Source organism: Geothrix fermentans DSM 14018 (genome assembly GCF_000428885.1).
GTDB lineage: Bacteria > Acidobacteriota > Holophagae > Holophagales > Holophagaceae > Geothrix > Geothrix fermentans.
In genome coordinates this window covers 444,310-468,434 of the sequence record NZ_KE386810.1, presented here as the reverse complement: position 1 = coordinate 468,434, position 24,125 = coordinate 444,310, and the positions used below count along the sequence as shown (strand labels likewise).

20 protein-coding genes are annotated in these 24,125 nt (G+C 68.9%); 8 read left to right on the top strand and 12 right to left on the bottom strand.

Annotation, left to right across the window (positions count from 1 at the left end; all coding sequences use genetic code 11):
* Positions 1–30 precede the first annotated feature (30 nt).
* From G398_RS0112640 to G398_RS0112630, 3 genes are all read right to left on the bottom strand, one after another.
* Positions 31–951: a class I fructose-bisphosphate aldolase gene (locus G398_RS0112640; protein WP_084512612.1), complete on the bottom strand. Its 921-nt coding sequence runs from the start codon at positions 949–951 to the stop codon at positions 31–33.
* A 75-nt stretch (positions 952–1,026) separates the two neighbouring features.
* The gene (locus G398_RS0112635) at positions 1,027–1,884 is read right to left on the bottom strand and encodes a 3-hydroxybutyryl-CoA dehydrogenase (protein ID WP_026853852.1); all 858 of its coding nucleotides are present in this window, start codon (positions 1,882–1,884) and stop codon (positions 1,027–1,029) included.
* Positions 1,885–1,924: 40 nt separating this feature from the next.
* Positions 1,925–2,611 carry an HAD family hydrolase gene (locus G398_RS0112630; RefSeq protein ID WP_026853851.1) on the bottom strand — a complete coding sequence of 229 codons (687 nt, stop codon included), beginning with the start codon at positions 2,609–2,611 and terminating at the stop codon, positions 1,925–1,927.
* Between the two features lie 51 nt (positions 2,612–2,662).
* Between G398_RS0112630 and G398_RS0112625 the strand changes: the two genes are divergently transcribed.
* The 3 genes from G398_RS0112625 (at position 2,663) to aqpZ (ending at position 4,728) form a co-directional block, all read left to right on the top strand.
* Positions 2,663–3,019, top strand: coding sequence for a hypothetical protein (locus G398_RS0112625; protein ID WP_026853850.1), 357 nt, complete (start codon positions 2,663–2,665; stop codon positions 3,017–3,019).
* A 134-nt stretch (positions 3,020–3,153) separates the two neighbouring features.
* Positions 3,154–3,969, top strand: a complete 816-nt coding sequence (locus G398_RS0112620; RefSeq protein WP_026853849.1) for a 3'-5' exonuclease — start codon at positions 3,154–3,156, stop codon at positions 3,967–3,969.
* An 81-nt stretch (positions 3,970–4,050) separates the two neighbouring features.
* Positions 4,051–4,728 (top strand): aquaporin Z, encoded by a 678-nt coding sequence (gene aqpZ / locus G398_RS0112615; protein WP_026853848.1) that lies wholly within the window; start codon positions 4,051–4,053, stop codon positions 4,726–4,728.
* A 131-nt stretch (positions 4,729–4,859) separates the two neighbouring features.
* Here the strand turns inward: aqpZ and G398_RS0112610 are convergent, their stop codons facing one another.
* Both G398_RS0112610 and G398_RS0112605 read right to left on the bottom strand, forming a co-directional pair.
* Entirely contained in the window at positions 4,860–5,630 is a 771-nt protein-coding gene (locus G398_RS0112610; protein ID WP_026853847.1) for a TIGR00282 family metallophosphoesterase, read from the bottom strand.
* 61 nt (positions 5,631–5,691) lie between these two features.
* Positions 5,692–8,589, bottom strand: a complete 2,898-nt coding sequence (locus tag G398_RS0112605; protein WP_084512609.1) for a TonB-dependent receptor — start codon at positions 8,587–8,589, stop codon at positions 5,692–5,694.
* Between the two features lie 180 nt (positions 8,590–8,769).
* On the opposite strand from G398_RS0112605, the gene G398_RS0112600 reads away from it, so the two are divergent.
* Both G398_RS0112600 and G398_RS0112595 read left to right on the top strand, forming a co-directional pair.
* Positions 8,770–10,512 (top strand): SpoIVB peptidase S55 domain-containing protein, encoded by a 1,743-nt coding sequence (locus tag G398_RS0112600; protein ID WP_026853845.1) that lies wholly within the window; start codon positions 8,770–8,772, stop codon positions 10,510–10,512.
* 36 nt (positions 10,513–10,548) lie between these two features.
* Positions 10,549–12,645, top strand: a complete 2,097-nt coding sequence (locus tag G398_RS0112595) for a hypothetical protein (protein WP_157492414.1) — start codon at positions 10,549–10,551, stop codon at positions 12,643–12,645.
* Between the two features lie 63 nt (positions 12,646–12,708).
* Here G398_RS0112595 and G398_RS0112590 read toward each other — a convergent pair whose 3' ends face one another.
* On the bottom strand, positions 12,709–13,485 hold the full coding sequence (locus G398_RS0112590; protein WP_026853843.1) for an enoyl-CoA hydratase/isomerase family protein: 777 nt from the start codon (positions 13,483–13,485) through the stop codon (positions 12,709–12,711).
* A 58-nt stretch (positions 13,486–13,543) separates the two neighbouring features.
* Between G398_RS0112590 and nadC the strand changes: the two genes are divergently transcribed.
* Complete coding sequence (gene nadC / locus G398_RS0112585; RefSeq protein WP_026853842.1) at positions 13,544–14,392, top strand: carboxylating nicotinate-nucleotide diphosphorylase; 849 nt, start codon at positions 13,544–13,546, stop codon at positions 14,390–14,392.
* Between the two features lie 129 nt (positions 14,393–14,521).
* On the opposite strand, the gene G398_RS0112580 is transcribed toward nadC, so the two are convergent.
* From G398_RS0112580 to lipB, 3 genes are all read right to left on the bottom strand, one after another.
* Positions 14,522–16,054 carry a TolC family protein gene (locus tag G398_RS0112580; RefSeq protein WP_026853841.1) on the bottom strand — a complete coding sequence of 511 codons (1,533 nt, stop codon included), beginning with the start codon at positions 16,052–16,054 and terminating at the stop codon, positions 14,522–14,524.
* Between the two features lie 147 nt (positions 16,055–16,201).
* A complete protein-coding gene (locus G398_RS0112575) occupies positions 16,202–17,341 on the bottom strand; it encodes an acyl-CoA dehydrogenase family protein (protein WP_026853840.1) in 1,140 nt (379 codons plus the stop codon).
* Positions 17,342–17,481: 140 nt separating this feature from the next.
* Entirely contained in the window at positions 17,482–18,612 is a 1,131-nt protein-coding gene (gene lipB / locus G398_RS0112570; RefSeq protein ID WP_169720666.1) for a lipoyl(octanoyl) transferase LipB, read from the bottom strand.
* Between the two features lie 58 nt (positions 18,613–18,670).
* On the opposite strand from lipB, the gene G398_RS19870 reads away from it, so the two are divergent.
* Both G398_RS19870 and G398_RS0112560 read left to right on the top strand, forming a co-directional pair.
* Positions 18,671–20,122, top strand: coding sequence for a serine/threonine-protein kinase (locus G398_RS19870; protein ID WP_052571927.1), 1,452 nt, complete (start codon positions 18,671–18,673; stop codon positions 20,120–20,122).
* 109 nt (positions 20,123–20,231) lie between these two features.
* On the top strand, positions 20,232–21,461 hold the full coding sequence (locus G398_RS0112560) for a BaiN/RdsA family NAD(P)/FAD-dependent oxidoreductase (protein ID WP_026853838.1): 1,230 nt from the start codon (positions 20,232–20,234) through the stop codon (positions 21,459–21,461).
* Between the two features lie 203 nt (positions 21,462–21,664).
* Here the strand turns inward: G398_RS0112560 and G398_RS0112555 are convergent, their stop codons facing one another.
* The 3 genes from G398_RS0112555 to G398_RS18355 form a co-directional block, all read right to left on the bottom strand.
* A complete protein-coding gene (locus tag G398_RS0112555) occupies positions 21,665–22,675 on the bottom strand; it encodes a type I glyceraldehyde-3-phosphate dehydrogenase (protein ID WP_026853837.1) in 1,011 nt (336 codons plus the stop codon).
* Between the two features lie 3 nt (positions 22,676–22,678).
* Positions 22,679–23,683, bottom strand: a complete 1,005-nt coding sequence (gene gap, locus G398_RS0112550) for a type I glyceraldehyde-3-phosphate dehydrogenase (RefSeq protein ID WP_026853836.1) — start codon at positions 23,681–23,683, stop codon at positions 22,679–22,681.
* Positions 23,684–23,804: 121 nt separating this feature from the next.
* On the bottom strand, positions 23,805–24,029 hold the full coding sequence (locus G398_RS18355; protein ID WP_052571926.1) for a helix-turn-helix domain-containing protein: 225 nt from the start codon (positions 24,027–24,029) through the stop codon (positions 23,805–23,807).
* Between the last annotated feature and the right edge of the window lie 96 nt (positions 24,030–24,125).

The following is a 24,125-nucleotide window of genomic DNA, read 5'->3' as shown; positions in this document are numbered from 1 at the left end:
ACTCGGAACGCGCAGCGTTCCGAGCCCCGATCAAGCCTGCTTGAAGATGTCCATCACGTCATGCAGGAGCTTGATCGCATCCTTCTTCGGCCGCTGGAAGGCGTTGCGGCCCATGATGCTGCCGGAGGCGCCGCCCTTGGCCAGCTCAGCCACTTCCTTCAGCACCTCCTCGGTGCCCTTGGCCTCGCCGCCGCTGAAGATGACGATTCGGCGGCCGCCGAAGGCGCTGCGGACCACTTCCTTCACGCGATCGGCCAGGGTCTCGATGGCGATGCCGTTCTTCTCGAAGGCGGCAGCGGCCTCCTTCACCTCGAGGTGCTTCTTGGGGGGCTTCACCTTGATGATGTGGGCCCCGAGCTGGGCCGCGATCTGGGCGGCGTAGCCGGCCACGTCCACAGCGGTCTCGCCCTCCTTGGTCAGGCCCGCGCCGCGGGGGTAGGACCACACGACCGTGGGCAGGCCCACGGCCTTGGCCTCGAGGATCAGCTCGCGCAGGCTCTCGTACTGGAGGTTGCGGTCGCCGCTGCCGGGGTAGATGGTGTAGCCGATGGCGGCGCAGCCCAGGCGGAGGGCGTCTTCCACGCTGCCGGTGATGGCGCTGCAGGGCTCGTGGCCCTTGCTGAGGATGTCGCTGTTGTTGAGCTTGAGGATGAGGGGGATGTCACCGGCGTAGTCCGAGGCCACGTGCTCGATGAAGCCCAGGGGGGCGGCGTAGGCGTTGCAGCCGGCCTCGATGGCCAGCTCCACGTGGTAGCGGGGGTCGTACCCGGCGGGGTTCGGCGCGAAGCTGCGGGCGGGACCGTGCTCGAAACCCTGGTCCACGGGCAGGATCACGAACTTGCCGGTGCCGGCGAGGCGCCCCGTGTTCATCATCCTGGCCAGGTTGGCTTTCACGCCGGGGTTCTCGGAGCTGTACCAGGACAGGATCTCGCGGACTTTCGCCGTAGCCATCACATCACCTCTTCTTGGAATCCAAACGGTCATCTTACCTGGAAACGGGCCCTGAGGCCCGTCCCCAGAATGGGTTCAGGCCTTGCTGTAGTCGTAGAAGCCGCGACCGCTCTTCTTGCCGAGCCAGCCGGCGTCCACGTACTTGATGAGCAGGGGGCAGGGGCGGTACTTGGGGTCGCCCAGACCCTCATGCAGCACGTTGAGGATGAAGAGGCAGGTGTCCAGGCCGATGAAGTCCGCCAGGGTGAGCGGCCCCATGGGATGGTTCATGCCCAGCTTCATGATCCCGTCGATGCTCTCGACGCTGGCCACGCCTTCGTAGAGGGCGTAGATGGCCTCGTTGATCATGGGCAGCAGCACGCGGTTGCTCACGAACCCGGGGAAGTCGTTGCAGTGGATGGGGGTCTTGCCCAGCTTCTTCGAGAGTTCCATGACGGCCCCGAAGGTGGCGTCGCTGGTGGCTAGGCCCCGGATGACCTCGATGAGCTGCATGACGGGCACGGGGTTCATGAAGTGCATGCCGATGAAGGCCTCGGGGCGCTTGGTGACCGCGGCCAGCTTGGTGATGGAGATGCTGCTGGTGTTGGAGGCCAGGATGGCGCCGGGCTTGCAGAGCTTGTCCAGGGTCTCGAAGATCTGCTTCTTGACCTCCCACTTCTCGGTGGCGGCCTCGATGACGATGTCGCAGCCGGCCAGGTCCTCGAGCTTGGTGGTGGTGCGGATGCGGCCCAGGACGGCGGCCTTCTCGTCGGCCGTCATCTTGCCCTTGTCCACCCCGCGCTGGAGGTTCTTGTCGATGGTGGCCACGCCCTTGGCGGCGAAGGCCTCGCTGATGTCCTGCATCAGGACGCTGAAGCCCGCCTGGGCGAAGACATGGGCGATGCCGTTGCCCATCTGGCCCGCGCCGATGACGCCGATGTTCTGGATGCTCATCTGGGATTCTCCTTTCCTCCAAGCATAGCGGAGGACGGGGTCACCAGCCCGCCAGCAGGGCCGGCAGGTCGCGGATGGACCCGAGCACGGGGAAGGGGGATTCCAGAGGGCTGGCGACCACCTCGTGGGCCCAGGTCAGGTGGTAGGGGATGTGCACCGCGCGGCCGCCCAGGGCCAGCACGGGCAGGATGTCCGACTTCACGGAGTTGCCCACCATGGTGAAGGCCCCGGGCTGGATGCCGTGGCGCTGGAGGAGGGCGGCATAGGTGGCCTCGTCCTTCTCGGAGACGATCTCGATCTTCGAGAAGTGGCCGCCGAGGCCCGATTTCGCCAGCTTCGCCTCCTGGTCGAAGAGGTCGCCCTTGGTAATGAGCATCAGGTCATAGGTCCCGGCCACCCCCGCCAGGACCTCGGCCACGCCAGGAAGGGGCTCCACGGGTTTGTCGAGCATGGCCTGACCCAGCTCCAGCACTTTCCGGAGGCCCGACCCGTCGAGGCGGTCCTCGGTCAGCTCCAGCGCCGTCTCGATCATGGAGAGGGTGAAGCCCTTGATGCCATACCCGTAGCGGCTCAGGTTCCGCATCTCCGTCTCGTGGAGGCGGGCGTCGATCCAGGCGTCGTCGTGGAAGGGGCGCAGCAGGGCGCGGAAGGCCTCCTGGGTCTCCGCGTAGTGGTTCTCGTTGTGCCAGAGGGTGTCGTCGGCGTCGAAGGCGAGGGTGGGGCGCATGGCGGTCCTGGGAAGGGTTCCAGCCTACAATGATGGCTTCCCGGAGCATTCATGGCCGCCTCCAAAACCCGGATCGACTGGGCCCTCTTCCTGCTGCGCCTCGCCGTGGGCGGCATGGCCGTCCTGCACGGCTTCGAGATCCTCCGCCGCGCCCACGGGGCCATCACCTTCGCCCAGGCCTCCACCTGGGGGCTGGCCCTCGGCGAGCTGGTCTGCGGCGCCCTGATCCTCCTCGGCGTCTGGGTGGCCCTGGCGGGCGGCATCCTTGTGGCTGTCCTGGGCTGGCCCCTGGTGCACGGCTGGATGCACGGCGCGGGTCCCCTGTCGAACCTGCCCGCCCTCTTCCGCCTGCTCGTGGGCCTGGCCTGCGCCGTGGGGGGCGGGGGCAAGTGGGCCATCGACCGTTAGCGGTCGGAAGCAAATACACTCGCAGAGACTGCTGAGGAAACAGAGGTTCGCAGAGGAAAACGCGTTCTCGCCTTTCTCATCTCTTCTCTGTTTCCTTGGTGATCTCGGCGAGTGTGGTTTTCAGGAGTCGAACGATGCTGCGTCCCCCCCACCACCAGATCTTCGCCTTCGACGCCGAGTGGGTGCCGGATCCCGCCACCGGGCGGCGGGTGCTGGACCTGCCGCGGGAGATGCCCGACGAGGAGGCGACGGAGCGCCTGTGGGCCTACGGGGGCGCCACGGAGGCGGATCCCCGGCCCTACCTCAAGACCATCCTCTGCCGCGTGGTGTCCATCGCGGCGGTGATCCGCACGGTGCGGCACGGCGAGGTCCAGCACAAGCTCTTCGCGCTGCCGGAGGGACCGGAGCCCCTGGCGGAGGATGACCTGCTGCGCCGCTTCCTGGTGGCCCTGGGGGACAAGAAGCCGCAGCTGGTGGGCTTCAACTCCCGGGACGCGGACCTGCCCATCCTGGTGCAGCGGGGCATGGTCCACCGCCTGTCCATCCCGGGCCTGGGCCGCAGCGCGGAGAAGTGGGCCCCGGGCGATTTCTTCGACCGCTACGGCAACCAGCACATCGACCTGCGGGAGGTGACCGGGAGCTGGGGCAAGGCCTCGTCCACGCTGCACGAGCTGGCCACCGCCTGCGGCATCCCGGGCAAGCTGGGCACCGACGGCAAGAGCGTCATCGACCTCTGGCGAACGGGGGACATCGCCGGCATCGTCCGCTACAACCAGTTCGATGCCCTCACGACCTTCCTGGTGTGGCTTCGGGCCATGACCCTCTCGGGCCACCTGACGCCCGAGCAGATGGAGGCCGAGGAGGCCCAGATCCGCGCCCTCGTCCAGCAGAAGGCCGAAGGCGATCCGGCCTTCAACCTCTACCTGGAGGGCTGGGAGCGCCTGTCCTGACCCCGCTTGAATCCTCCCCGAAGGCGGCTAGACTGGCCCCGAACTTCCAGTCATCGTCCGTTTCTTCCCAAGGGAGGCTCTGTGAACAAACGGCTTGTTGCGGAATTCTTCGGAACCCTCTGGCTGGTGCTGGGAGGATGCGGAAGCGCGGTCCTGGCGGCGGCCTTCCCGGGGGTGGGCATCGGCCTTCACGGCGTCGCCGTGGCCTTCGGCCTCACGGTGCTGACCATGGCCTTCGCCATCGGCCCCATCTCCGGCTGCCATCTGAACCCGGCGGTGACCCTGGGCCTGGCCGTGGGCGGGCGCTTCCCCTACAAGGAGGTGGCGGGCTACTGGCTGGCCCAGGTGCTGGGCGCCGTGGTCGCCTCCCTGATCCTCTACGTCATCGTCACGGGCAACGGCTCGCCCATCGGCGGTTTCGCCGCCAACGGCTACGCGGACCACTCCCCCGGCAAGTACGGGCTGGGCTCGGCCTTCCTGACCGAAGTGGTGATGACCTTCTTCTTCCTCATGGTGATCCTGGGCAGCACCGCCCGGAAGGCGGTGCCGGGCTTCGCCCCCATCGCCATCGGCCTCTGCCTCACCCTCATCCACCTCATCAGCATCCCGGTCACCAACACCTCGGTGAATCCCGCCCGCAGCACGGGGCCGGCCCTCTTCGTGGGTGGCTGGGCCCTGGGCCAGCTCTGGCTCTTCTGGGTGGCCCCGCTCATCGGCGCGGCCCTGGCGGGCTGGCTCTTCCCGAAGCTGGAGGACTGAGTCGGGTTGGGGCCAAGGGCCTTCAAGACACTCGCTGAGAAAGGACGAGGAAGGGGAGGTGCGCAGAGACGAGGGGCTGATTCGCTTCCTCTGCGCCCCTCCGCTGTCTCCTCTTTTCTCTGCGAGTGTTCTTACAGTTTTCTCAGGATCCGCTCGATGCCGGTTGCCTTGCGGCCCTCGGTGGTGACGAGCACGGCATGGAGCTGGAGGTCGGCCTCGGCCACTTCGTACTTGGGGCGCTGGACCCTGAGGAAGCGGCCGATGCTGGCCTCCTTCTTCATGCCGATGACGCCGTCGTAGGGGCCGGTCATGCCGATGTCGGTCACGTAGGCCGTGCCGCCGGACAGGACCTTGGCGTCCAGGGTGGGCACGTGGGTGTGGGTGCCCAGCACGGCGGCGGCCCGGCCCTCCAGGTGGTAGCCCATGGCCTGGGCCTCGCTGGTGGCCTCGGCATGCATATCCACGATGACCAGGTCCGCCCGCTCCTTCTGGAGGATGCCGTCCACGCAGCGGAAGGGGCAGTCGCAGGCGGGCATGTGCACCCGGCCCATGAGGTTGATGATGAGCACCTCGGCCCCGGAGGGCGTGTGGAGCTTCACCCAGCCGTTGCCCGGCGTGTCCGGCGGGTGGTTCGCGGGGCGGAGGAGCCGGGGCTCCTGGCGGAAATAGCTGTCGATGCCCTTCACGTCGAAGGCGTGGTTGCCCGTGGTGATGACATCCACGCCGAAGCGGTCGAACCACTCCCGGGCGATGGTGTCGGTGATGCCGTGGCCGTGGGCGGCATTCTCGCCGTTCACCACCACCAGGTCGGCCCCGGTCTCCCGGCGCAGCTCGGGCACAAAGGCCTCCACCAGCCGCCGCCCCGGTTCCCCCACCACATCGCCCAGCGCCAAGATCTTCATGCTTCCAGCCTAGCGAAAAAGGGCGGCGCCGGAGCGCCGCCCTTACGTGGTGCCGGTGGGGCTAGAAGGAGAAGCGCGCGCCCACCTGGATCTGGCGGGCGGAACCGGCCCAGTTCTGCTGCAGCTGGAGCTGCGGGACGGCATCGGTGCTGGCGGAGTTGATCCGCGTGGACAGGTAGGTGTCCTGGCGGTTCAGGACGTTGAACACGTCCATGGAGAGGGTCATCTTCAGCCGGCGGGTGAACTCGATGTCCCGGCGCAGGCCCAGGTCCATGAAGAGCTGGGAGCCGGCGCGGTACGTGTTGCGCCCGTAGTCCACCCCGTTCGCGAAGAACCGGTCGTTGCTGGAGTTGCCGTCGCCGTTCATGTCCTTGGTGTAGGTGAGCGTGTACGGCGTGCCGGTCTGGTAGCGGATGGAGACGGAGGTGAGGATGCCCGTCACCTGCTTGTCCAGGAAGCTGAAGTAGCCGGTCAGGACCTCGCGGCGGTCCGTGTCGGCGTAGCCCCACTGGGCGCCCAGGTTGCCGGCATCCTGGATGCTGATGCCGGAGTAGTTGCGCTCGTTGGAGTCGCTGTCCTTGTTGATGGAGTAGGTGTAGAACAGCTGGGCGTCGAAGGGGCTGCCGTCCTTGTGGTACTTCAGGCTGGCCGTGTAGGCGTGGTAGATGCTGGTGGCATCGGAGAAGTACATCCCCATGGTGCCGTAGGCGGTGTTGGGCCGGGCGGGGTAGAGCAGACGGCCGTAGGCGCCCATGGTGGGGGTGCCCAGATTCACGTCGGCGGTGCGCTCCAGCTGCTTGCCCTTGGCGTAGGTGGCGGACAGGCCCAGCACCAGGTCGCTGAAGAAGGGCCGCTCGGCGCCGAGGTTCACACGGTCGGTGTAGGGGTTCTTGAAGTCCGGGTTGAAGGTCCAGATGTTGAACCCGGAGAGGGTGACCCCGGCAGGCATGGAGGCCAGCCAGAAGGGGTTGGCGGCGTTGAAGGCGGTGCCGCGGGGGATGCCGTAGGTGGCGGCCTCGGCGGGCTGGAAGTCCTTGGAGCCCGTGCGGACGCCGTTGGCGGCATAGGCCTGGTAGAAGAACACGGCGGGCGTGGTGCTCACGTAGCGGCCGACGCTGCCGCGGATCACGGTCTTGCCCTGGTCGAAGGCCGGGGTCCAGGTGAAGGAGACGCGGGGCGAGAACTGGCTGTCCGAGGGGATCTTGGCCGTGATCGGCATGGGATTGGCCAGGGGATTGCTCATGTCCAGGATCGGGTAGTCCGGGTTCTCCTGGCGGTCCCAGCGCACGCCCACGCCGAGCTTGAAGGTGTCGGCGATGCGCCACTCGGTCTGGACGAAGGCGGCCATCTGCTTGTAGCTGGTGTCGAAGAGGCCAGCCTGCTGGACGGGGCTGTTCAGGCCGAAGTTCTGGCGGTAGTAGGACCAGTTGCCCAGGCGGAAGTTCGCCAGGGAGCTGAACTGGTAGACGCCCTGCCAGTTGCCGGCGAAGAACTCCGACACGTTGATGTCGTTGTAGTCCAGGCCCGCCTTCACCTGGAAGGTGGGGGTCACGTAGCTGATGTTCTCCTGGAACTGGGTGCGCTTGGTGTTGTAGGTGCGGTCGAAGGGATAGGCGCCGTAGTAGCCCACGTTGGTGATGCTGACCTCGGGGGTCTTCGAGTAGGTCGACCGGGGCATGTCGTCCTTGGTGTGGCTGACCCGGAACTCGTTCATCCAGTTCGCGTTGATCACCCAGTTCCACTGCAGGACGTAGGCGTCCGTGGTCACGTCATCCGAAGCCAGGTTCTCGGAGGCGGCCATGGTGCTGGCGCCGGTGACACCCTTGAACTTGGAGTGGTTGATGCGGAACTGGAGGCTGTGATCGATGGTGGGGTTCCAGTCGAAGCGGACGAAGTAGACGTCCGAATCGGCCTTGGCGGAGTAGTCGCCGGCCTTGGCGAGGAGCACCGCATCGTTGGGATTGGCGGCGGGATCGAGGGTCACGGGGGTGTTTCCACCCCAGACCTGGTGGATGGGCTCCTTCCGGCGCTGGGCGTCGTAGGCCACGAAGTAGAACAGCTTTTCCTTGAGGATGGGGCCGCCCACGCTGAAGCCGAACTGCTCCTGCTGGAAGTTGCCCACGGGGTTGGTGGTGGTGCTGCCGTTGGGCTGGCGCAGGGTCGGGCCGGCCTCCACCCAGGAGCGGGGGCGCAGGTAGTAGAAGAGGCTGCCGCTCAGGTCGTTGGTGCCGTTCTTCGTGATGGCGTTCACGTAGCCGCCGCCCATGCGGCCGAACTCGGCGCTGGCGCCGTCGGTGATGACCTGGTACTCGCGGATGGCTTCGATGGAGATGGTGAAGGGGGTCTTGCCCTCAGCCGCGCCGGTGGCGCCACCGAAGAAGGGCTCGTTGTTGTCGCCGCCGTCGATATTGATGGAGGTGTTCACGCCGCGCTGGCCGGCGATGGCGAGGTTGCCGCGGTTGCTGTCCACCACCACCTGGGGGGTCAGGGTGGCGAGGTTGGTGAAGTTGCGGTTGAAGACGGGCAGGTTGGTGAGGTTGTCGGGGGAGACGATGGCGGCGGCGCTGGCGCGCTCGGAATCCACCACGGCGGCGGCGGCGACCACTTCCACCGTCGCGCCGGTCTCGGGGGCCAGCTTGATGGTCAGGGGCGCGGCGTCGCCCAGGTTCAGGTTCACCTTGACGTTGCTGGCAGTCTGGTAGCCGCTCTTGGTGACGCTGACGGTGTAGGGGCCGACCGGCAGCAGCGTGGCGAGGTAGCGGCCCTCGCTGCTGGTCAGCAGGGTGCGGGTGAGCCCGGTCTCGGTGTTCCGGATGACCACCGTGGCACCGGCGACGCCGGCACCGGCGTTGTCCAGGACACGCCCGCCCAGCTGGGTGGAGACACCCTGGGCCATGATGGGGGCCGCCGCGACGAGCAAGGCGACAAGGGATGAGCCGGCGAAATGCCTTGAGCGCATGAGAAGTTCCTCCGTGTTCCCCAAAGAATAGCCACGGGGGGCATCGCAATAAAAGGGATCTGTTGGTCAAGGAACGAAAAAGTCACCCGGGGCATCTGAAATTCACAGGGGCGCCCGGTCGGCGGCCGTCCCGGTTTACGGGACCGTCCTGCTAGGCTTCATGCATTCCTTGAGATATCGATGAAACTGGTCGCCCTCGCCATCGCTTTCCTTTCCATGCTCCCCCTGGCCGGACAGGGACCCGCCACCCTGGGCGTGGCTGAGATCCGCGCCGGCATGAAGGGCTACGGCCGTACCGTCTTCCAGGGCGGCAAGATCGACCGGTTCGAGTTCGAGGTGCTGGGCGTGCAGCGCAATGCCGCCCCCGGGCGCAGCCGGATCATGGTCCGGGCCTCCGGTGGCCCCCTGGCGGAAACCGGCATTCTGGCGGGCATGAGCGGCAGCCCCTGCTACATCGACGGGAAGCTCATCGGGGCCCTGAGCACCGGCATCCTCTTCGAGAAGGAGGCCATCGGCGGCATCACGCCCATCGCAGAGATGCTGGACCAGCTCCGGGACATTCCGGAGACCCCCTCCAGCCGCACGCCGCTGATCCTGCCCAAGCTGGAACCGCCCAAGGTGCTCAAGGCCGCCCTGTCGGGGCAGATGCTGGACTTCGCAACCCTGATGGGCGAGGCGGACCCCCAGGCCATGCCCATGTCCTTCGTGGGCAGTCCCCTGGGGCCCGAGGCCCGGCGCCTGTGGGCGGGCCTCCCGGTGAGTTTCGCCGCGGCCCCGGTGCTGTCCGGCGGCGCCCGGGAGGAGGCCAGTCCCCTCGAGCCTGGCGGCATGGCGGCCATCACCCTCATGCAGGGGGACCTGGACCTGGCCGCTGCCGGCACCATCACCTACATCTCGGGCAAGCGGGTGCTGCTCTTCGGCCACCAGCTGTTCAACCTCGGGGCCGTGGACCTGCCGCTCTGGTCCGCCACGGTGGCCAGCACCGTGGCCAGCTACCAGAGCTCCTTCAAGATGGCCATGCCCGTGGCGCCCATCGGGGCCCTGCGCCTGGACCGCAGCTCCGGCGTGGCGGGGCTCCTGGGCGCGGAGGCGCGCCTGGTGCCCCTGCGGATCGGCCTGAACCTGGGGGGCAAGCGCACCCTCAACTACCGCTTCGAGCTCATGGACCATCCCGTGGCCACCCCGGCCCTGGTGGCCACGGCCGTGGCCCAGACGCTGGACTCCCATACCCGCGGCCTCGGCCTCCAGAGCCTCTCCATGCAGGGCAACATCAAGCTGGCCGGGCATCCCGCCATCCAGATCGAGAACGTCATCGCCGACCTGAACCCCTCGCGCATGTCCCAGTACATCGGCGCCATGCTCCAGGCCATCACCCTCAATCCCTTCGAGAAGCCCGTGTTCGAGGGCATCTCCCTCACCATCAAGGCCGAGGAGCGGCTGGACCTGTCGGGCATCGCGGGTGTCCGCCTGCTCAAGGCCCGGGCCAAGCGGGGCGAGGTGCTGCCGGTGCTGGTGACCCTCCAGAACATCCAGGGTGTGCGGGAGACGGCCACCTTCAACATCCAGGTACCCTCCTCTGCGGCCAAGGGCAAGGCGACCCTCATGGTGGGCGACGGCTTCAGCCTCATGGCCGCCGATCCCGACGAGCGGATGATCGAGGTGGCCAACCTGGGCGATGTGGTGCGCCTGCTCAACGGCGCCCTCCGGAACAACCACGCCTACGCCCTGCTGGTGCAGACCCAGCCTGGCGCCGGCCTCCGCGGCAGCCGCATCGAGGGCATCCCCCCCACGGTGGCCAGCCTGGTGAGCGGCGATGGCGCCAGCAGCGACAACAAGCTGCAGCGGCGCATCGTCGGCCGCGCCGTCCTGCCCCTGGACCGGGAGGTGCGGGGGCTCAGCCAGCTGGACGTGGAGATCGAATAGACAATGGACCTGCGACGAAAGGGATCTATGCGCTGGATGACCCTCCTTCTTTCCGCGGCCATGGGGATGGCGGCCTTCGCGGAGCAGCCCACGGCCACCTTCTCGGGCTTCAACGACTGGCTGGGTTCCGAGACCCGCGGCGTCCGCATCGGCGCCGACGGACGCCTGCGTTTGGCTCCGAACCTGCGCCGCGTGGGCCAGCTGCCCGAAGGCGTGATCTGGGCCGCGGTGGCGGATGGCGCCGGCGGCGCCTACCTGTCCGCGGGAACCGACGGCAAGCTGTTCCACTACTCCGGCGGCCAGGTGAAGCCCCTGGGCCAGGTGAAGGGCGGCATCGTGTTCGCCCTGGCGCGCATGGGGCAGGATCTGATCGTCGCTCCCACCGGCGAAGGCAAGCTCTTCCGCGTCTCCCCCTCCGGTGACGTGAAGCCCTTCGCCGACATCGAGGCCCGCATCGTCTGGGCCCTGGCCGTGGAAGGGGATGCGGTCCTCGTGGCGGGCGGTTCGGAGAAAGGCGCCGTGCTGGTGCAGGCCCGGAGCGGGTCCAGCCGCCGGCTCACGGAGCTGGCGGACGAGACGGCCTTCACGGCCCTGACGCCGGACGGGCAGGGGGGCTGGTACCTTGGCAGTCACGGCCGCGGCCTGGTGCTGCGCTACAGCCGCCAGGGCGACCGCCTGGAGACACTGATGGACACCCCCTTCGAGGAGGTGCGGGCCCTGGCGGTGGCGGACGGGCAGCTCTACATCGGGGCGGACAATGGGCTCACCCCGAAGTTCAGCACGGGGCAGCTGGAGCGCCGCGAGGGCTACCTCCAGGCGGACACCGCCGTGGCCGCCCGCTCCGCCGTCATCCGCATGGACCGGGATCGCGTCCCGGAGACCCTCTGGCAGAGCGCGCAGAGCCAGGTCTACGCGCTGACGGCCTGGAAGGGCCAGCTGCTGGTGGGCACGGGCAACCGCTCGCGCCTGTTCTCGCTCCCCCTGGGCAGGGCCCGCGACACGGATCCCTTCGCCGTGGTGCAGGAACTCGGGACGGCCCAGGCCACGGCCTTCCTGCCCTCGGGCGGAGACCTGCTGGTGGTGGGCTCCAACCCGGCCGAGCTGCACGTGCTCTCCGAGGCCCAGGCCACCGAGGGCACGCTGGAGTCGAAGATCCTCAAGGGCGCGCCCCTGGCGGACTGGGGCCGGGCCTACCTGGACGCCGAGACCCCCACGGGCACCAACGTGGAGTTCCAGTTCAGGACCGGAAGCACCGAGACGCCGGACGCCACCTGGAGCCCCTGGACGCCCCCCCTGCGTAGCGGCGAGCGGCCGGCCCTGCCGTCCTCCCGCTTCGCCCAGTTTCGCCTGCGGTTGAGCAGCACCCGCGGGGGGGCCACGCCGGTGGTGGAGACGGTCACCGTGCACTGGGCCCACCGCAACCTGGCCCCGGTCTGGGAGGGCGTGGACATCATGCCCCCGGGCCTGGTCATCACCCGCACGGCTCCGCCGGACGACATCGGCATCGAGCGGGTGCCCCTGGAAACCCAGAAGCTCATCCCGGCCATGGGCTACATGGGCGCCGAAAAGCGCAGCTTCCGCCGGGGCGCGCAGAGCTTCGTGTTCCGCGTGAACGATCCCAACGCCGACACCCTCCAGTTCGCCATCCGCCTGGTGCCCGACCGCGGCGCGCCCCTCCTCCTGGAGAAGGCCTGGAAGGAGAAGTTCTTCAGCTTCGACACCCTGCCTGTGCCCGACGGCCGCTACCGCCTGGAGGTCACGGCCTCTGACGCACCCACCGCCGCCTTCAACGCCGCCCTCACCAGCACTTGGCGAACGGCCCCTTTCATCGTGGACCACACGCCGCCGGTCATCTCCGAGCTGAGCGCCGTCTCCGAAGGGGAGGGCGTCCGGGTCCGCTTCGTGGCCCGGGACGAGACCTCCACCCTGAAGGAGGCCGCCGTCAGCGCCGATGGGGAGCACTGGCTCCAGATCGTGCCCGAGGACCGCGTCTTCGACCAGAAGGACGAGCGCTTCGAGGTGGTCGTGCCCCGTGATGCCGTCCGCGGGGACCGGGTGCTCGTGAAGGTGGCGGACCAGAACAACAATGAGCAGACGGCGGCGGTCAGCGTCGGGGCCCCCGCCAAGCGGTAGCTGTTCCATGCTCCAGAAAACGGCGGGCCATCCGGCCCGCCGTTTTCTGGAGAACGAGAAAGGCTACAAGCCCTTGAACTGCGCGGCCCGCTTCTCCAGGAAGGCGCCCATGCCCTCCTGCATGTCCTGGGTGGCGGCCAGGAGGCCGAAGAGGGCGGCCTCGTACTGGAGGCCCTGGTCCTGGGGCATCTCGATGCCCTCGTTCACGGCGGCCAGGGCGCTGCGGAGGGCCAGGGGGCCCCGGGAGAGGATGGTCTTGGCCAGCTTCTCGGCGGTGGCCTTCAGATCGGCCTGGGGCACCACGCGGCTGACCAGGCCCATGCGCAGGGCATCCGCGGCGGGAGTCATCTCGGCGCTGAGGATCATGTCGAGGGCCACGCCCTTGCCCACGAGGCGGGGCAGGCGCTGGGTGCCGCCGTAGCCGGGGATGATGCCCAGGCTCACCTCAGGCAGGCCGAACTTCGCGTTCTCGCTGGCGATGCGGATGTGGCAGGCCAGGGCCAGCTCGCAGCCGCCCCCCAGGGCGAAGCCGTTCACGGCGGCGATGACGGGCTTGGGCATGGACTCGATACGCTGGTAGACGGCCTGGCCGCGGAGGGCCTGGACCCGGGCGCTGGCGGTGTCGAGGGTCTTCAGCTCGGCGATGTCGGCCCCGGCCACGAAGGCCTTCTCCCCGGCGCCCGTGACCACCACGGCGCCCACGGCCGGATCCTGCTCCAGCTCCGCGAAGACCTGCTCCAGCTCCTTCAGCACCTCGTTGTTGAGGGCATTGAGCTTCTCGGGCCGGTTGAGGGTGACCCAGGCGATGCGGTCGGCTTTCTCGACGAGAACGAAGGACATGGGAGGCTCCTGGTTTGGGATCGGTGTCGAGCATTGTACGCTGGGGCCGGAGTGACCGATGTTCCATCCCCCGCACCCCGAGACCTACCGCGACCAGCTGCGCGCCTTCCTGCGGGAGGACTGGGGCACCCAGGACTGGAGTACGTCGGCGGTGCCCGACCGGCCCATGACGGCCCGGGTGGTGGCCAAGGGCGACCTGGTGCTGGCGGGACTTCCCATGGCGGTGGAAGCGCTCCGCCTCACCTGTTCGAACCTCAATGCCGATCTGGCGCGGCATGACGGGCAGCGGGTCGGGCCGGGGACAGAGGTCATGCGGCTGCGGGGCTCCAGCCACGGCATCCTCCTGGCCGAACGGGTGATGCTCAACCTCCTGCAGCGCCTGTCGGGAACGGCCACCCTCACCCGGAAGTTCGTAGATGCCATCGAGGGCACAGGCGCACGGGTCCTGGACACCCGCAAGACCACGCCGGGCCTGAAGCTCCTGGAGAAGTACGCCGTGCGCTGCGGCGGCGGCGTGAACCACCGGCTGACCCTGGGGGATGGCGTGCTCCTGAAGGAGAACCACCTGGCCGCCGCGGGAGGCGTCCGGGCTGCCGTGGAGGCGGCCCGCCGCGCGGCGCCGAACCTCGTGAAGATCGAGGTGGAGGTGGAGAACCTGGGCCAGCTCAAGGCCTGTCTGGACCTGCCGGACGTGGACGGCGTGCTTCTGGACAACATGTCCATCGAGCAGATGCGCGAGGCCGTGGCCCTGCGGGACCGCAGCGGCCGGCGCCTCTTCCTGGAGGCCAGCGGCAACATCACCCTGGAGCGGGCCCGGTCCGTGGCCGGGACCGGCGTGGATTTCCTCAGCGTCGGCGCCCTCACCCACAGCGCCCCGGCCGCAGACCTGAGCCTGCGGATGGACTGAGCCTCTGGCTATCCGGGGGTCCCGCGCTGCGCGCACACCCCCGAACCCCCGCGAAGAAGCCCGGCAAAGCCGGGCTTCTTCTATTCTCCTCTGTCTTTGAACTGCCTCCGCCGTGAAGCGGCGGAGGCCTCACTTGACTTCGAGCTTCCGTGCCTCCAGCAGGTGCCCCAGCGCCTTCTCCAGCGAGGTGACGGCCTTGGCGTAGGTGATCTGGGACTGGAGCTCGCTGCTCTTGGCGGTGTCCAGGTCGTTCTGCTTGGAGAGCACCAGGAAGTTGGTGCTCATGCCGTTCTCGAACTTCTTCTGCTCGGCTTCGAGGTCCTTCTCCCGGAAGATCCGCGTCTTCTCGGCGGCGGCGACGCCCTTGGCCGAGGCGTCCAGATTGCGGAAAGCCTGGCGGACCTCCAGCGTGATGCCCAGCTCCAGGTCGCGGAGGGTCAGCTCGCTCTGGCGGCGGTTGGCGCGGGCCTGGGCCTGGCTGCCCCGGGCCGCCCGGTTCTGGATGGGCATGGAGAACTGGAGGCCCACGGCGTAGCCGGGATAGGTGCCCTTGGAGAGGTCCTTGTTGACGGCGGAGAGGCCTTCCGACGGGACCTGCGAGGCGGCATTGCCGTTGTAGGTGGCGTAGGCGTCCAGCTGGGGGAGGGTGCGGTTATTGGCCGCGGTCTCGAGGGCCTGCTTGGATTCCAGGTCGAGACGGGCGGTCTTCAGCTCGATGCGGTTGGCCAGTGCCTGCTTCTCGGCGGCGGCCTCGTCCAGCTCCAGGGGCTTGATGCCCGGGGCGTCCGCCGGTTCCAGGCCCGCCGGGCGCTCGGTTACGGGGTAGAGGGCCCGGATGAGGGCGTCCTTCGCGTTCAGCAGCTGGGCCTCGGCGGCGATGATGTCCTGCTCGCGCTGGGCCACGGAGGCTTCAGAGGAGGTCACCTCGATGGGGGCGAGGGTGCCCACCTGCACGCGGATCTGGTTCTCCTTGAGCTGCTTCTGGGCCAGGGCGAGGGCCTGCTGCTTGTTCTCCAGGTTGCGCTGGGCGAACACCACATCCCAGTAGAGCGACTCCGTGCTGGCCACCAGGTTGATGATGGCGAGCTGGAAGTTCAGATCCGCGGCCTGGGCGCTCTTGCGGGCCACGATGAGGCGGCTTTCGGTCGAGGCCCGGCCGAAGCCCCTCAGCAGGCTCTGGGTGTAGGTGGCGGAGAAGCTGCCGTCGTAGGGATTGGTGGTGAAGGGCGTCTCAGGGCCGCCGTTCACGGTGCCCTTGCTGAACCGGTACGTGGGGGCGTAGTTCAGGCTCAGGTTGCCGCCCCAGCCAAAGGCCTTGGTGGAACCCAGGGTGAAGCTCCGGTTGAACGACGTGGTCTCTGAGGAGGTGAAGGGCCCGCCGATGAAGGTCTGGGTCCGGCTGGCGTCCTCGGACTTCGCGACATTGAGGCTGCTCGTGAGGTTCCAGTCGAAGGCGCCCTCCTCGATGGTCAGCCCGGCCCGGGTGTAGTCCCGCGTCTCCACGGCGATCTGCACCTGGAGGTTGTTCTTCAGGGAGGTCTCGATGGCGCTCTGGAGGGTCAGCTTCGTGGCGGCGGGCTGGGCCGCGCCGGTCTTGGGAGCCTCCTGACCCACCAGGGAGAAGGCCACGAGCAGGGCCGGGAGGATCGGGGGACGCATCATCACCACTCCTTAGAGGATCAAAAGAACCGCCACGGGGACAAGGTGCCTACGGGCGGGACCTTGGGCCGGTTTAGATGGGCCCAGGGAAGCAGCATGCCTCCCTCGCATGGTGAGGGCAAGAAGTATTTCACCGGGTGTTGAAAATAATTACTTCAGGAGCTCCCGGGCCACGACCATGCGCTGGATCTCGCTGGTGCCCTCATAGATGGTGGTGACCCGCACGTCCCGGTAGAGGCGCTCGACGGCGTACTCGCGGGAGTAGCCGTAGCCGCCGTGGATCTGCACGGCCCGGTCGCAGATCCAGACCGCGCTCTCGGTGGTGAACAGCTTCGCGGTGGCGGCCTCCAGGGTGCAGGCCCTCCCGGCCCCCCGGAGGGCGGCGGCGCGGTAGACCAGCAGCCGGGCGGCCTGGAGGCGGGATTCCATCTCTGCCAGGTAGGTCTGGATCATCTGGTGCTCGCCGATGGGCTTGCCGAAGGACGTGCGGGCCTTGGCGTAGGCCACGCTCTCGTCCATGGCCCGCTGGGCGATGCCCAGGGCCTGGGCCGCGATGCCGATGCGGCCGCCGTCGAGGCCGCCGAAGGCCACCTTCAGCCCGTCGCCGGGCTTCCCGAGCATGGCGTCCTCGGGCACGAAGGCGTCCTCCAGGGCGACCATCACGGTCTTGCTGGAGCGCAGGCCCATCTTCTCCTCGGGCCGGCCCATGACCACGCCGGGCTGCTGTGCGTCGAGGATGAAGGCGCTGATCCCCTTCTTGCCCTTGTCCGGGTCTGTGCGGGCCATGGTGACGAAGTAGCGGGCCACGCCGCCGTTGGTGATCCAGGCCTTGGACCCGTTCAGGCGCCAGCCCCCCTCCACCCTCGTGGCGCGGCTCTTGAGGGCCGCGGCGTCGGAGCCCGCGTCCGGCTCCGTGAGCATGAAGCCGCCCAGCACCTCGCCGCTGGCCAGGGGCTTCAGGTACTTCTGCTTCTGGGCCTCGGTGCCGAAGGCCATGATGGGGCCGCAGGCCACGGAGTTGTTCACGCTCATGGCCACGGCCACGGAGGCGTCGGCGTAGGCCACCTGCTCCAGGGCCAGGATGTAGCTGAGGAAGTCCACCCCCGCGCCGCCATAGGATTCGGGCACCGTCATGCCCAGGAAGCCCATCTCGCCGAGCTCGTGGAAGATGGCCTCGGGGAACTCCCCGCTGGCATCGCGGGCCGCGGCCCCGGGCGCGATCTCGGCCTGGGCGAAGTCCCGCGCGGCGTCGCGGACAGCAGTCTGGTCATCGGTGAACTGGGGAAACATGGGCGCTCCGGAGACGCTCCAGGTTAACAACCCGGCTCCAGGCTTCCGGGGCCCGGGGTCGCGCCGTGCCGCGGATCGCAGACCGCGCCCAAGGCGATGGCCCGGCCAGGGAAGCCGGGGCTCCCAGGTCTGCGGGGGCCTCAGGCCCCGGCCCACCAGCCCTGGAGGCATCTCAGGGCCGCCTTCGAACCCTCCCACTTCATCAGGGCCAGGGCCTCCTCCGGCCCGCACCACCTGAACTCGCTGTGCTCTTTCGGCTCCAGCCGGACCGGCGCCTCGGCGGGCACTTCCATGGAGAAGCAGGTCTCCGTGTTGAATCTCGGCTCGGCGTCGGGAAACCGCACGATGGAGGGATCCACCCAGAAGCTGTGGGAAAGGCCCAGGGGGCGCAGCGTGCCGGCCAGGCCCGTCTCCTCCATCAGCTCCCGATGGGCGGTCTGCTCTGGCGTCTCGCCCGGCTCCATCATGCCGGTGACGCTCTGCCACCAGAGCCCGTGCTCGGGCACCCGCAGCATCATGAGGATCTCGGGGCCATCGGCACCGCGGCGCCAGGTCATGGCGGAGACACTGCGGCTGGGCTGCCTCACGGGCTGGAGGTCCAGGGCCAGGCAGGCCGTGAGATGGGCCTGGAGCCGGTCCGCCGCGGCCTCCCAGGTGGGCGCCGCTTCGCCCAGCAGGGACAGGAGGCTGCACACGCCCTTGTCCGTGAAGCCGCAGGGCGTGATCCAGCGGAAGTGGTCCAGGTTGGGCCGCACGTTGAAGGCGATGCCGTGGGTGGTGATCCAGCGGCTGAGGTGGAGGCCGATGGCGCCGAGCTTCTCCAGGCCCCGCGGGGTTTCCACCCAGATGCCCGGCGCGCCCTTCAGGCGGTCGGCGGCCACGCCGAAATCCGCCGCCGTGCGGATCATGGCCTCCTCCAGGCCGCGCACCAGGCGGCCCACGTCCTCGCGGCCGCCCCGCAGGTTGCAGATGGGATAGGCCACGATCTGGCCCGGGCCGTGGTAGGTGACCTCGCCGCCGCGGTCCGTACGGTGGACGCTCACCCCCTGGGCTGCCAGGAAATCGTCGCTCATGTGGATGTCGGCAGGGGTGGCGTTTCTGCCCAGCGTGAAGACGGGATCGTGCTCCAGCATCACCAGCTGGTCGGGATTTCCTTCCTGGCTCACATGGGCCGCCAGGGCCTTCTGCATGCGGAGCCCCGCGGGATAGAACACCCGGCCGAAGCGGCGGAGCTGGGCGGGGCGGGGCGTGGAGAAGCCTGCGTCGGACATGCTCCAAGTGTAGCCGGGGCGGCGCTCCGCCTCCGCCTCTGGCATGATCGATGGAAGGATGAGTCTGGATCCTTCCACCATCGGCCGCTTCAAGGTCCTGGGCACCCTCGGCTCCGGCGCGATGGGTACGGTGTATCTGGCGGAGGATCCCCTCCTCAAGCGGGCCCTCGCGATCAAGGTCGTGCGGGAGGGCACCGGCGACGCCGAGGTGCTGCTCCGCTTCAAGCGCGAGGCGGAGATCTCCGCCCGCCTGAACCACCCCAACGCCATCACGGTCTTCGATGTGGGCGAGGCGCCGGATCTGGGGCCCTATCTAGTGATGGAGTACGTGGAGGGGGAGTCCCTGTCGGACCGGATCCGCCGGGGGCCCATGGATGCCGACGAGGCGGCGGGCCTGCTGATCCAGGCCGCGGACGCCCTCGCCGCCGTGCACGCCCTGGGGATCCTCCACCGGGACATCAAGCCCGACAACTTCATGGTGGCCAAGGACGGCCGCCTGAAGCTCATGGACTTCGGCATCGCGAGGGGCGATCAGACCGGGCGCCTGACCACCACTTCGACCTTCCTGGGCACGCCGGCCTACGCGGCGCCGGAGGTGCTCAACGGCGAGAAGGCCACCCCCGCCGCCGACCGCTGGGCCCTGACGATCACTGCCTTCGAGATGCTGACGGGCCTGCTGCCCTTCGCGGGCGACAGCGTGGGCGCCACCCTCTACCGCATCGTGCATGATCCGCCCGTCTGGCCGCAGGACTTTCCTCCAGGACTGGCGGAGGTCTTCGGGAAGGCCCTGGACAAGGATCCGCAGAAGCGGTTCGCCGACATCCCCTCCTTCCTCGTGGCCCTCCTGGAGGCCCTGCCGCTGGCGCCGGAGCGGCGCGCGGCCCACCTCGCCCAGCTTGCCTCCACCGCCCCTGTGAAGGCCACAGGCACCCTCCGGATCGACCTGTCCGCCAAGGCCGTCTCCCCGCGAAGCCGCTGGTTCTGGGGGATCGGCCTCCTCCTGGCGATCCTGGGATTGGGATTCCTGTTCTTCCGCCCCGAACCCAGCCGCGTGCTGTCCATCGAATCGAAGCCCGGCGGGGCCGAGGTATTCCTCGACGGGACCTCCCTGGGACGGACCCCGCTGCGCCAGGTGGTGGTGAAGGGCAAGGCCGACCTGCTGCGCCTGGAGAAGCCGGATCATCAGCCCCTGGTCTACCGCCTGAAGGCCGAGGACAAGGACCTGACCCTGCGCCTCCAGCCCGCCCCGTTCCAGGTCCAGGTGGCCAGCGAGCCCGCCGGCGCGGCGATCTTCCTGGACGGCGAGCCCCACGGAAAGACTCCCGCCGCCCTCGAGATCCCCGGCGAAGGCAGCCACCAGCTCCGCCTCGAGCTGGAGGGCTACCTGCCCTGGAGCGCCATCCCCGAGCGCCACAAGCCGCTGCCGGACCCGGTCCACCTCCAGAAGCGGGGCAAGAAGGGCTCCGGCGATGGGAAGATCCGGAAGTTCTTCAAGGGCATCTTCCAGTAGGGGCTCTCAGCCATCAGCTGTCAGCTCTCAGTAATAGCTGACAGCTGGCAGCCGATAGCTGATAGCCGATAGCTGACAGCTGAAACCTCCGATCCGCCATGATGGATGCATGGCCAAGGTGATCGTGGTGGGCGGGGGCGCGGCGGGGCTGGTGGCGGCCTGGCGGGCGGCCTCGCTGGGCCATGGGGTCACGCTGCTGGAGGCCAACGGCCGCCTGGGCGTGAAGCTCCGCATCAGCGGCGGGGGCAAGTGCAACATCACCCATGACGGTCCGCCGAAGGCCCTGCTGGCAGCCTTCCCCGCGGATCAGGCGCGCTTCCTGCGACCCTCCCTGCACGCTTTCGGCAATGGAGCCGTGCTGGATCTGCTGCGCCGCGAGGGGGTGGAGACCTACACCCGCGACAACGGGCGGGTGTTTCCCCTGGACCGTCCCGGGAGCGCGGCGGCCGTGGTGGCGGCCTTCGAGACGCTGGCCCGGCGCGCGGGCGTGGACGTGCGCACGGGGGCCCGCGTGACGGCGCTGGAGGGCAGGGCCCCGCGCCTGGACGCCCTGCTCGCAGACGGGAGGAGGCTGGATGCGGACATCTACATCCTCGCCACCGGCGGGGCCAGCTACCCCGAGACCGGCACCCGCGGCGAGGTGCCGGGCTGGCTGCGGCCCCTCGGCATCCCCGTGAGGCCCTGGTTCCCGGCCCTGGCGCCCATCCCCCTCGCACGTCCGCGCTCGGCCTGGGAGGGCGTGGCCCTGCGGGACGGCGAGCTGCGCCTCTGCGCGGGGCCCGGCGGGCGCCGTCTCGCGGCCTTCGCGGGAGACCTCCTCTTCACGAAGAGCGGTGTCAGCGGCCCGGCCGCCCTGGAGCTGAGCCAGGCCGTGGAGCGGGCCCGGCGGAATGGCGCGGCGTGGCTCGTGCATGCCGCGGTCCGGGAGGCGCAGGAGGCCGTGGATGCGGGGCTCCAGACCGAGGCCCGCGCGAACCCCCGCCTGCGGGCGGCCACCTGGCTGCAGCGGCACCTGCCGGAGCGCCTGGTGGACGACCTCCTGGAGGAGGCCGGGCTCACCCGCGGCCTCATGCTCAAGGACCTCGCGAAGGGCGCACGGAAAGCCCTGGTGGAGCTGGCGACGGCCCTGCCCCTGGGCGCGCCCCAGCCCGTGCCCCTGGCCCGGGGCGAAGTGGCCGCCGGAGGGGTGGACCTGGCCGCCGTGGATCCCCGCAGCATGGCCCTGCGAGGCTGGGAGAACCTGCGGGTCTGCGGCGAGCTGCTGGACATCGACGGCCCCGTGGGCGGCTACAACCTCCAGGCCGCCTTCAGCACCGGCTACGCGGCCGGGACGATCTAAGAGTGCCTAACAAAACCCGACGGGGCCGCGAGAAAGCCAGGCGGGATGCACCGCAGATATCTTTATGTCTCGTGTATCGCCGGAGGCGATACCGAGAGGGAAGGGCCCGCAGGGCGATGCGGGACATCGTTCAAGGGCCGTGACGCCGCGGGGCGCCCGCCTGGCGACCCTCGCACGACCCCATGGGGATTTTGTTAGGCACCCTAGATCCGCCCTGCCAGATCCACCACCAGCTCGCAGAGGCGGGCGGCATAGCCGGTCTCGTTGTCGTGCCAGCCGAAGACCTTCACGAAGCGGGGGCCCAGCAGCATGGTCAAGTCCAGGTCCATCAGCACGCTTTCGGCCCGCCCCGTGATGTCGGTACTGACGGCGAAGGGAGGGGCCATGCCGATGAGGTCCCTCCAGGAGCCGGCGGCGGCGGACTCGTAGGCGGCCCTCACGGAGGCGAGGTCCGCATCCCGGCGCAGGGTCGCCACCACGTCCACCAGATTGACGCTGAGGGTGGGCACCCGGAGGGCCACGCCGTCGAAGGCCGCGGGCAGGTCGGGCATGGCCCGGTGCAGGGCCCCGAAGGCGCTCGAGGTGGTGGGGATGATGCTCTTGAAGGCGGCCCGGGCGCGGCGGAGATCCTTGTGGGGAAGGTCCAGGAGGCGCTGGTCGTTGGTGACCACATGCACGGTGCTCATGCCCGCGTGCTCGAGGCCGAAGGCTTCGTCCAGGACCTTCAGCATGGGGGCCGTGGCGTGGGCGGTGCAGCTGGCGTTGGAGATCACGCGATGGCGGCCGGGATCCAGGCCGCCGCCGTTGATGGGGGCGATGACTGTGTAGTCCGCGTCGGGGCTGGGCGCGCTGATCACCACGTGGGACACGCCGTCCTTCAGATGCCCGGCGGCGTCCGCCCGGCGCGTGAACCGCCCGCTGGCCTCCACCACCAGGCGCGTGGGGGCGGGGAAGGGGATCTGCCCGGGGTCGCTGGCATGAAAGAGGGGCACCCGGCGGCCATCCAGGAAGAGGTAGTCCTGGCCATCTTCCGTGAGGCCTTCGATGGGCCAGGGGCAGGGGCCGTGGACGGAGTCGTACCGGAGCAGGTGCACCAGCTGGTCCAGGGGTGCGGGATCATTTACGGCGCCCAGCAGCCCGCGATGCACGTTTCCCAGGCGACGCACCAGCAGCCGGCCGATACGGCCCAGGCCATTCAGGGCGAGCACACTCATCGGCTAGATCCGCTCCAGCAGGTAGACGCACACGTCCTTCAGGCGGGCGGCGTAGCCGAACTCGTTGTCGTACCAGGCGAAGACCTTGACCAGCCGCGGTCCCAGCACCTTGGTGAGGTACGGGTCGTACAGGGTGCTGGCGGTCCTTCCCACCAGATCGGCGCTCACCAGCTCGGCGTCGAGCACCTCCAGGTAGGGGGCCAGGGGGCCCGCTTCGGCGGCCTTCCGGAAGGCCTCCTGCACGGCCTCGAGGGTGGCGTCGGTCTTGAGCGTTGCGGTGAGGTCCACGATGCTCACGTCCGGCGTGGGGACGCGCACGGCCAGGCCGTCGAGGCGGCCCTTGAGGTGGGGCAGCACCAGCCCGATGGCCTTGGCGGCCCCGGTGCTGGTGGGGATCATGCTGAGGGCGGCGGCCCGGGCCCGGCGGAGATCCTTGTGGGGCAGGTCGAGCAGGCGCTGGTCGTTGGTGTAGCTGTGCACCGTGGTCATGAAGCCGTATTCGATGCCGAAGGCCTCATCCATCACCTTCACCACGGGTCCCAGGCAGTTGGTCGTGCAGCTGGCATTGGAGATCACGCGCTCGGTCTCGAGGTCCAGCGTGGTCTCGTTCACGCCCATGACCACGGTGCGGTCCGCGTCGCTGGAGGGCGCGCTGATGATGACGTGGCTCACGCTGCCCTGGAGGTGGACGGCGGCCTGGGCGCGCTTGGTGAACTTGCCCGTGCACTCCAGCACCACCTGGGCCCCCTGGGCGCCGAAGGGGATGAGCTGGGGATCCTTCTCCGCGTAGACCCGGATGCGCCGGCCGTCCAGCACCAGGTAGTTCCGGTCGGAGGCCACGGGGAAGTCCGCGGGACCGTGCACGGAGTCGTACTTCATCAGGTGGGCCAGCGTGGCGGCATCCGTGAGGTCGTTCACCGCCACCACGCTCACGTGGGGGACCTTCATCAGGTGCCTCAGCACCAGCCGTCCGATGCGCCCCAGCCCGTTGATGGCCACCTTCTTCATGGAGCCCTCCGAATCCCTTGTTGTACCGGCCCCGGCCGGCGCTGTCGAAAGAAAAGGGGAGCGCGGTCTGTAAAAAGGAAACCCGGCAGAGCCGGGTTTCCGTCCGCGGGAGGGGGATGGATCAGCTGGCCAGGCTCACGCGCCTGAGCCGGCTGGGCGGCGCCTCCAGCTTCTTGGCGAGCGTGTTCCGGTGGATGCCCAGCTCCCGTGCCGCGGCGCTGTGGTTGCCCTCGTGGGCCGCCAGCACCTCCTCCAGGTACACCCGCTCGAACTCGCGGCGGGCCATGTCCAGCGGCACGCCTCCATGGACCATCTCGGCCACGAGGATACGCAGCTTCTCGCGCATTCCGTCTTCTCCAATATCCGTATCGGGAGAACGAAGGTAGCACCGCGGTGCGAAGAGCGAAAGCCCCGTGACAACGATAATTCGCGGGCGCAGACT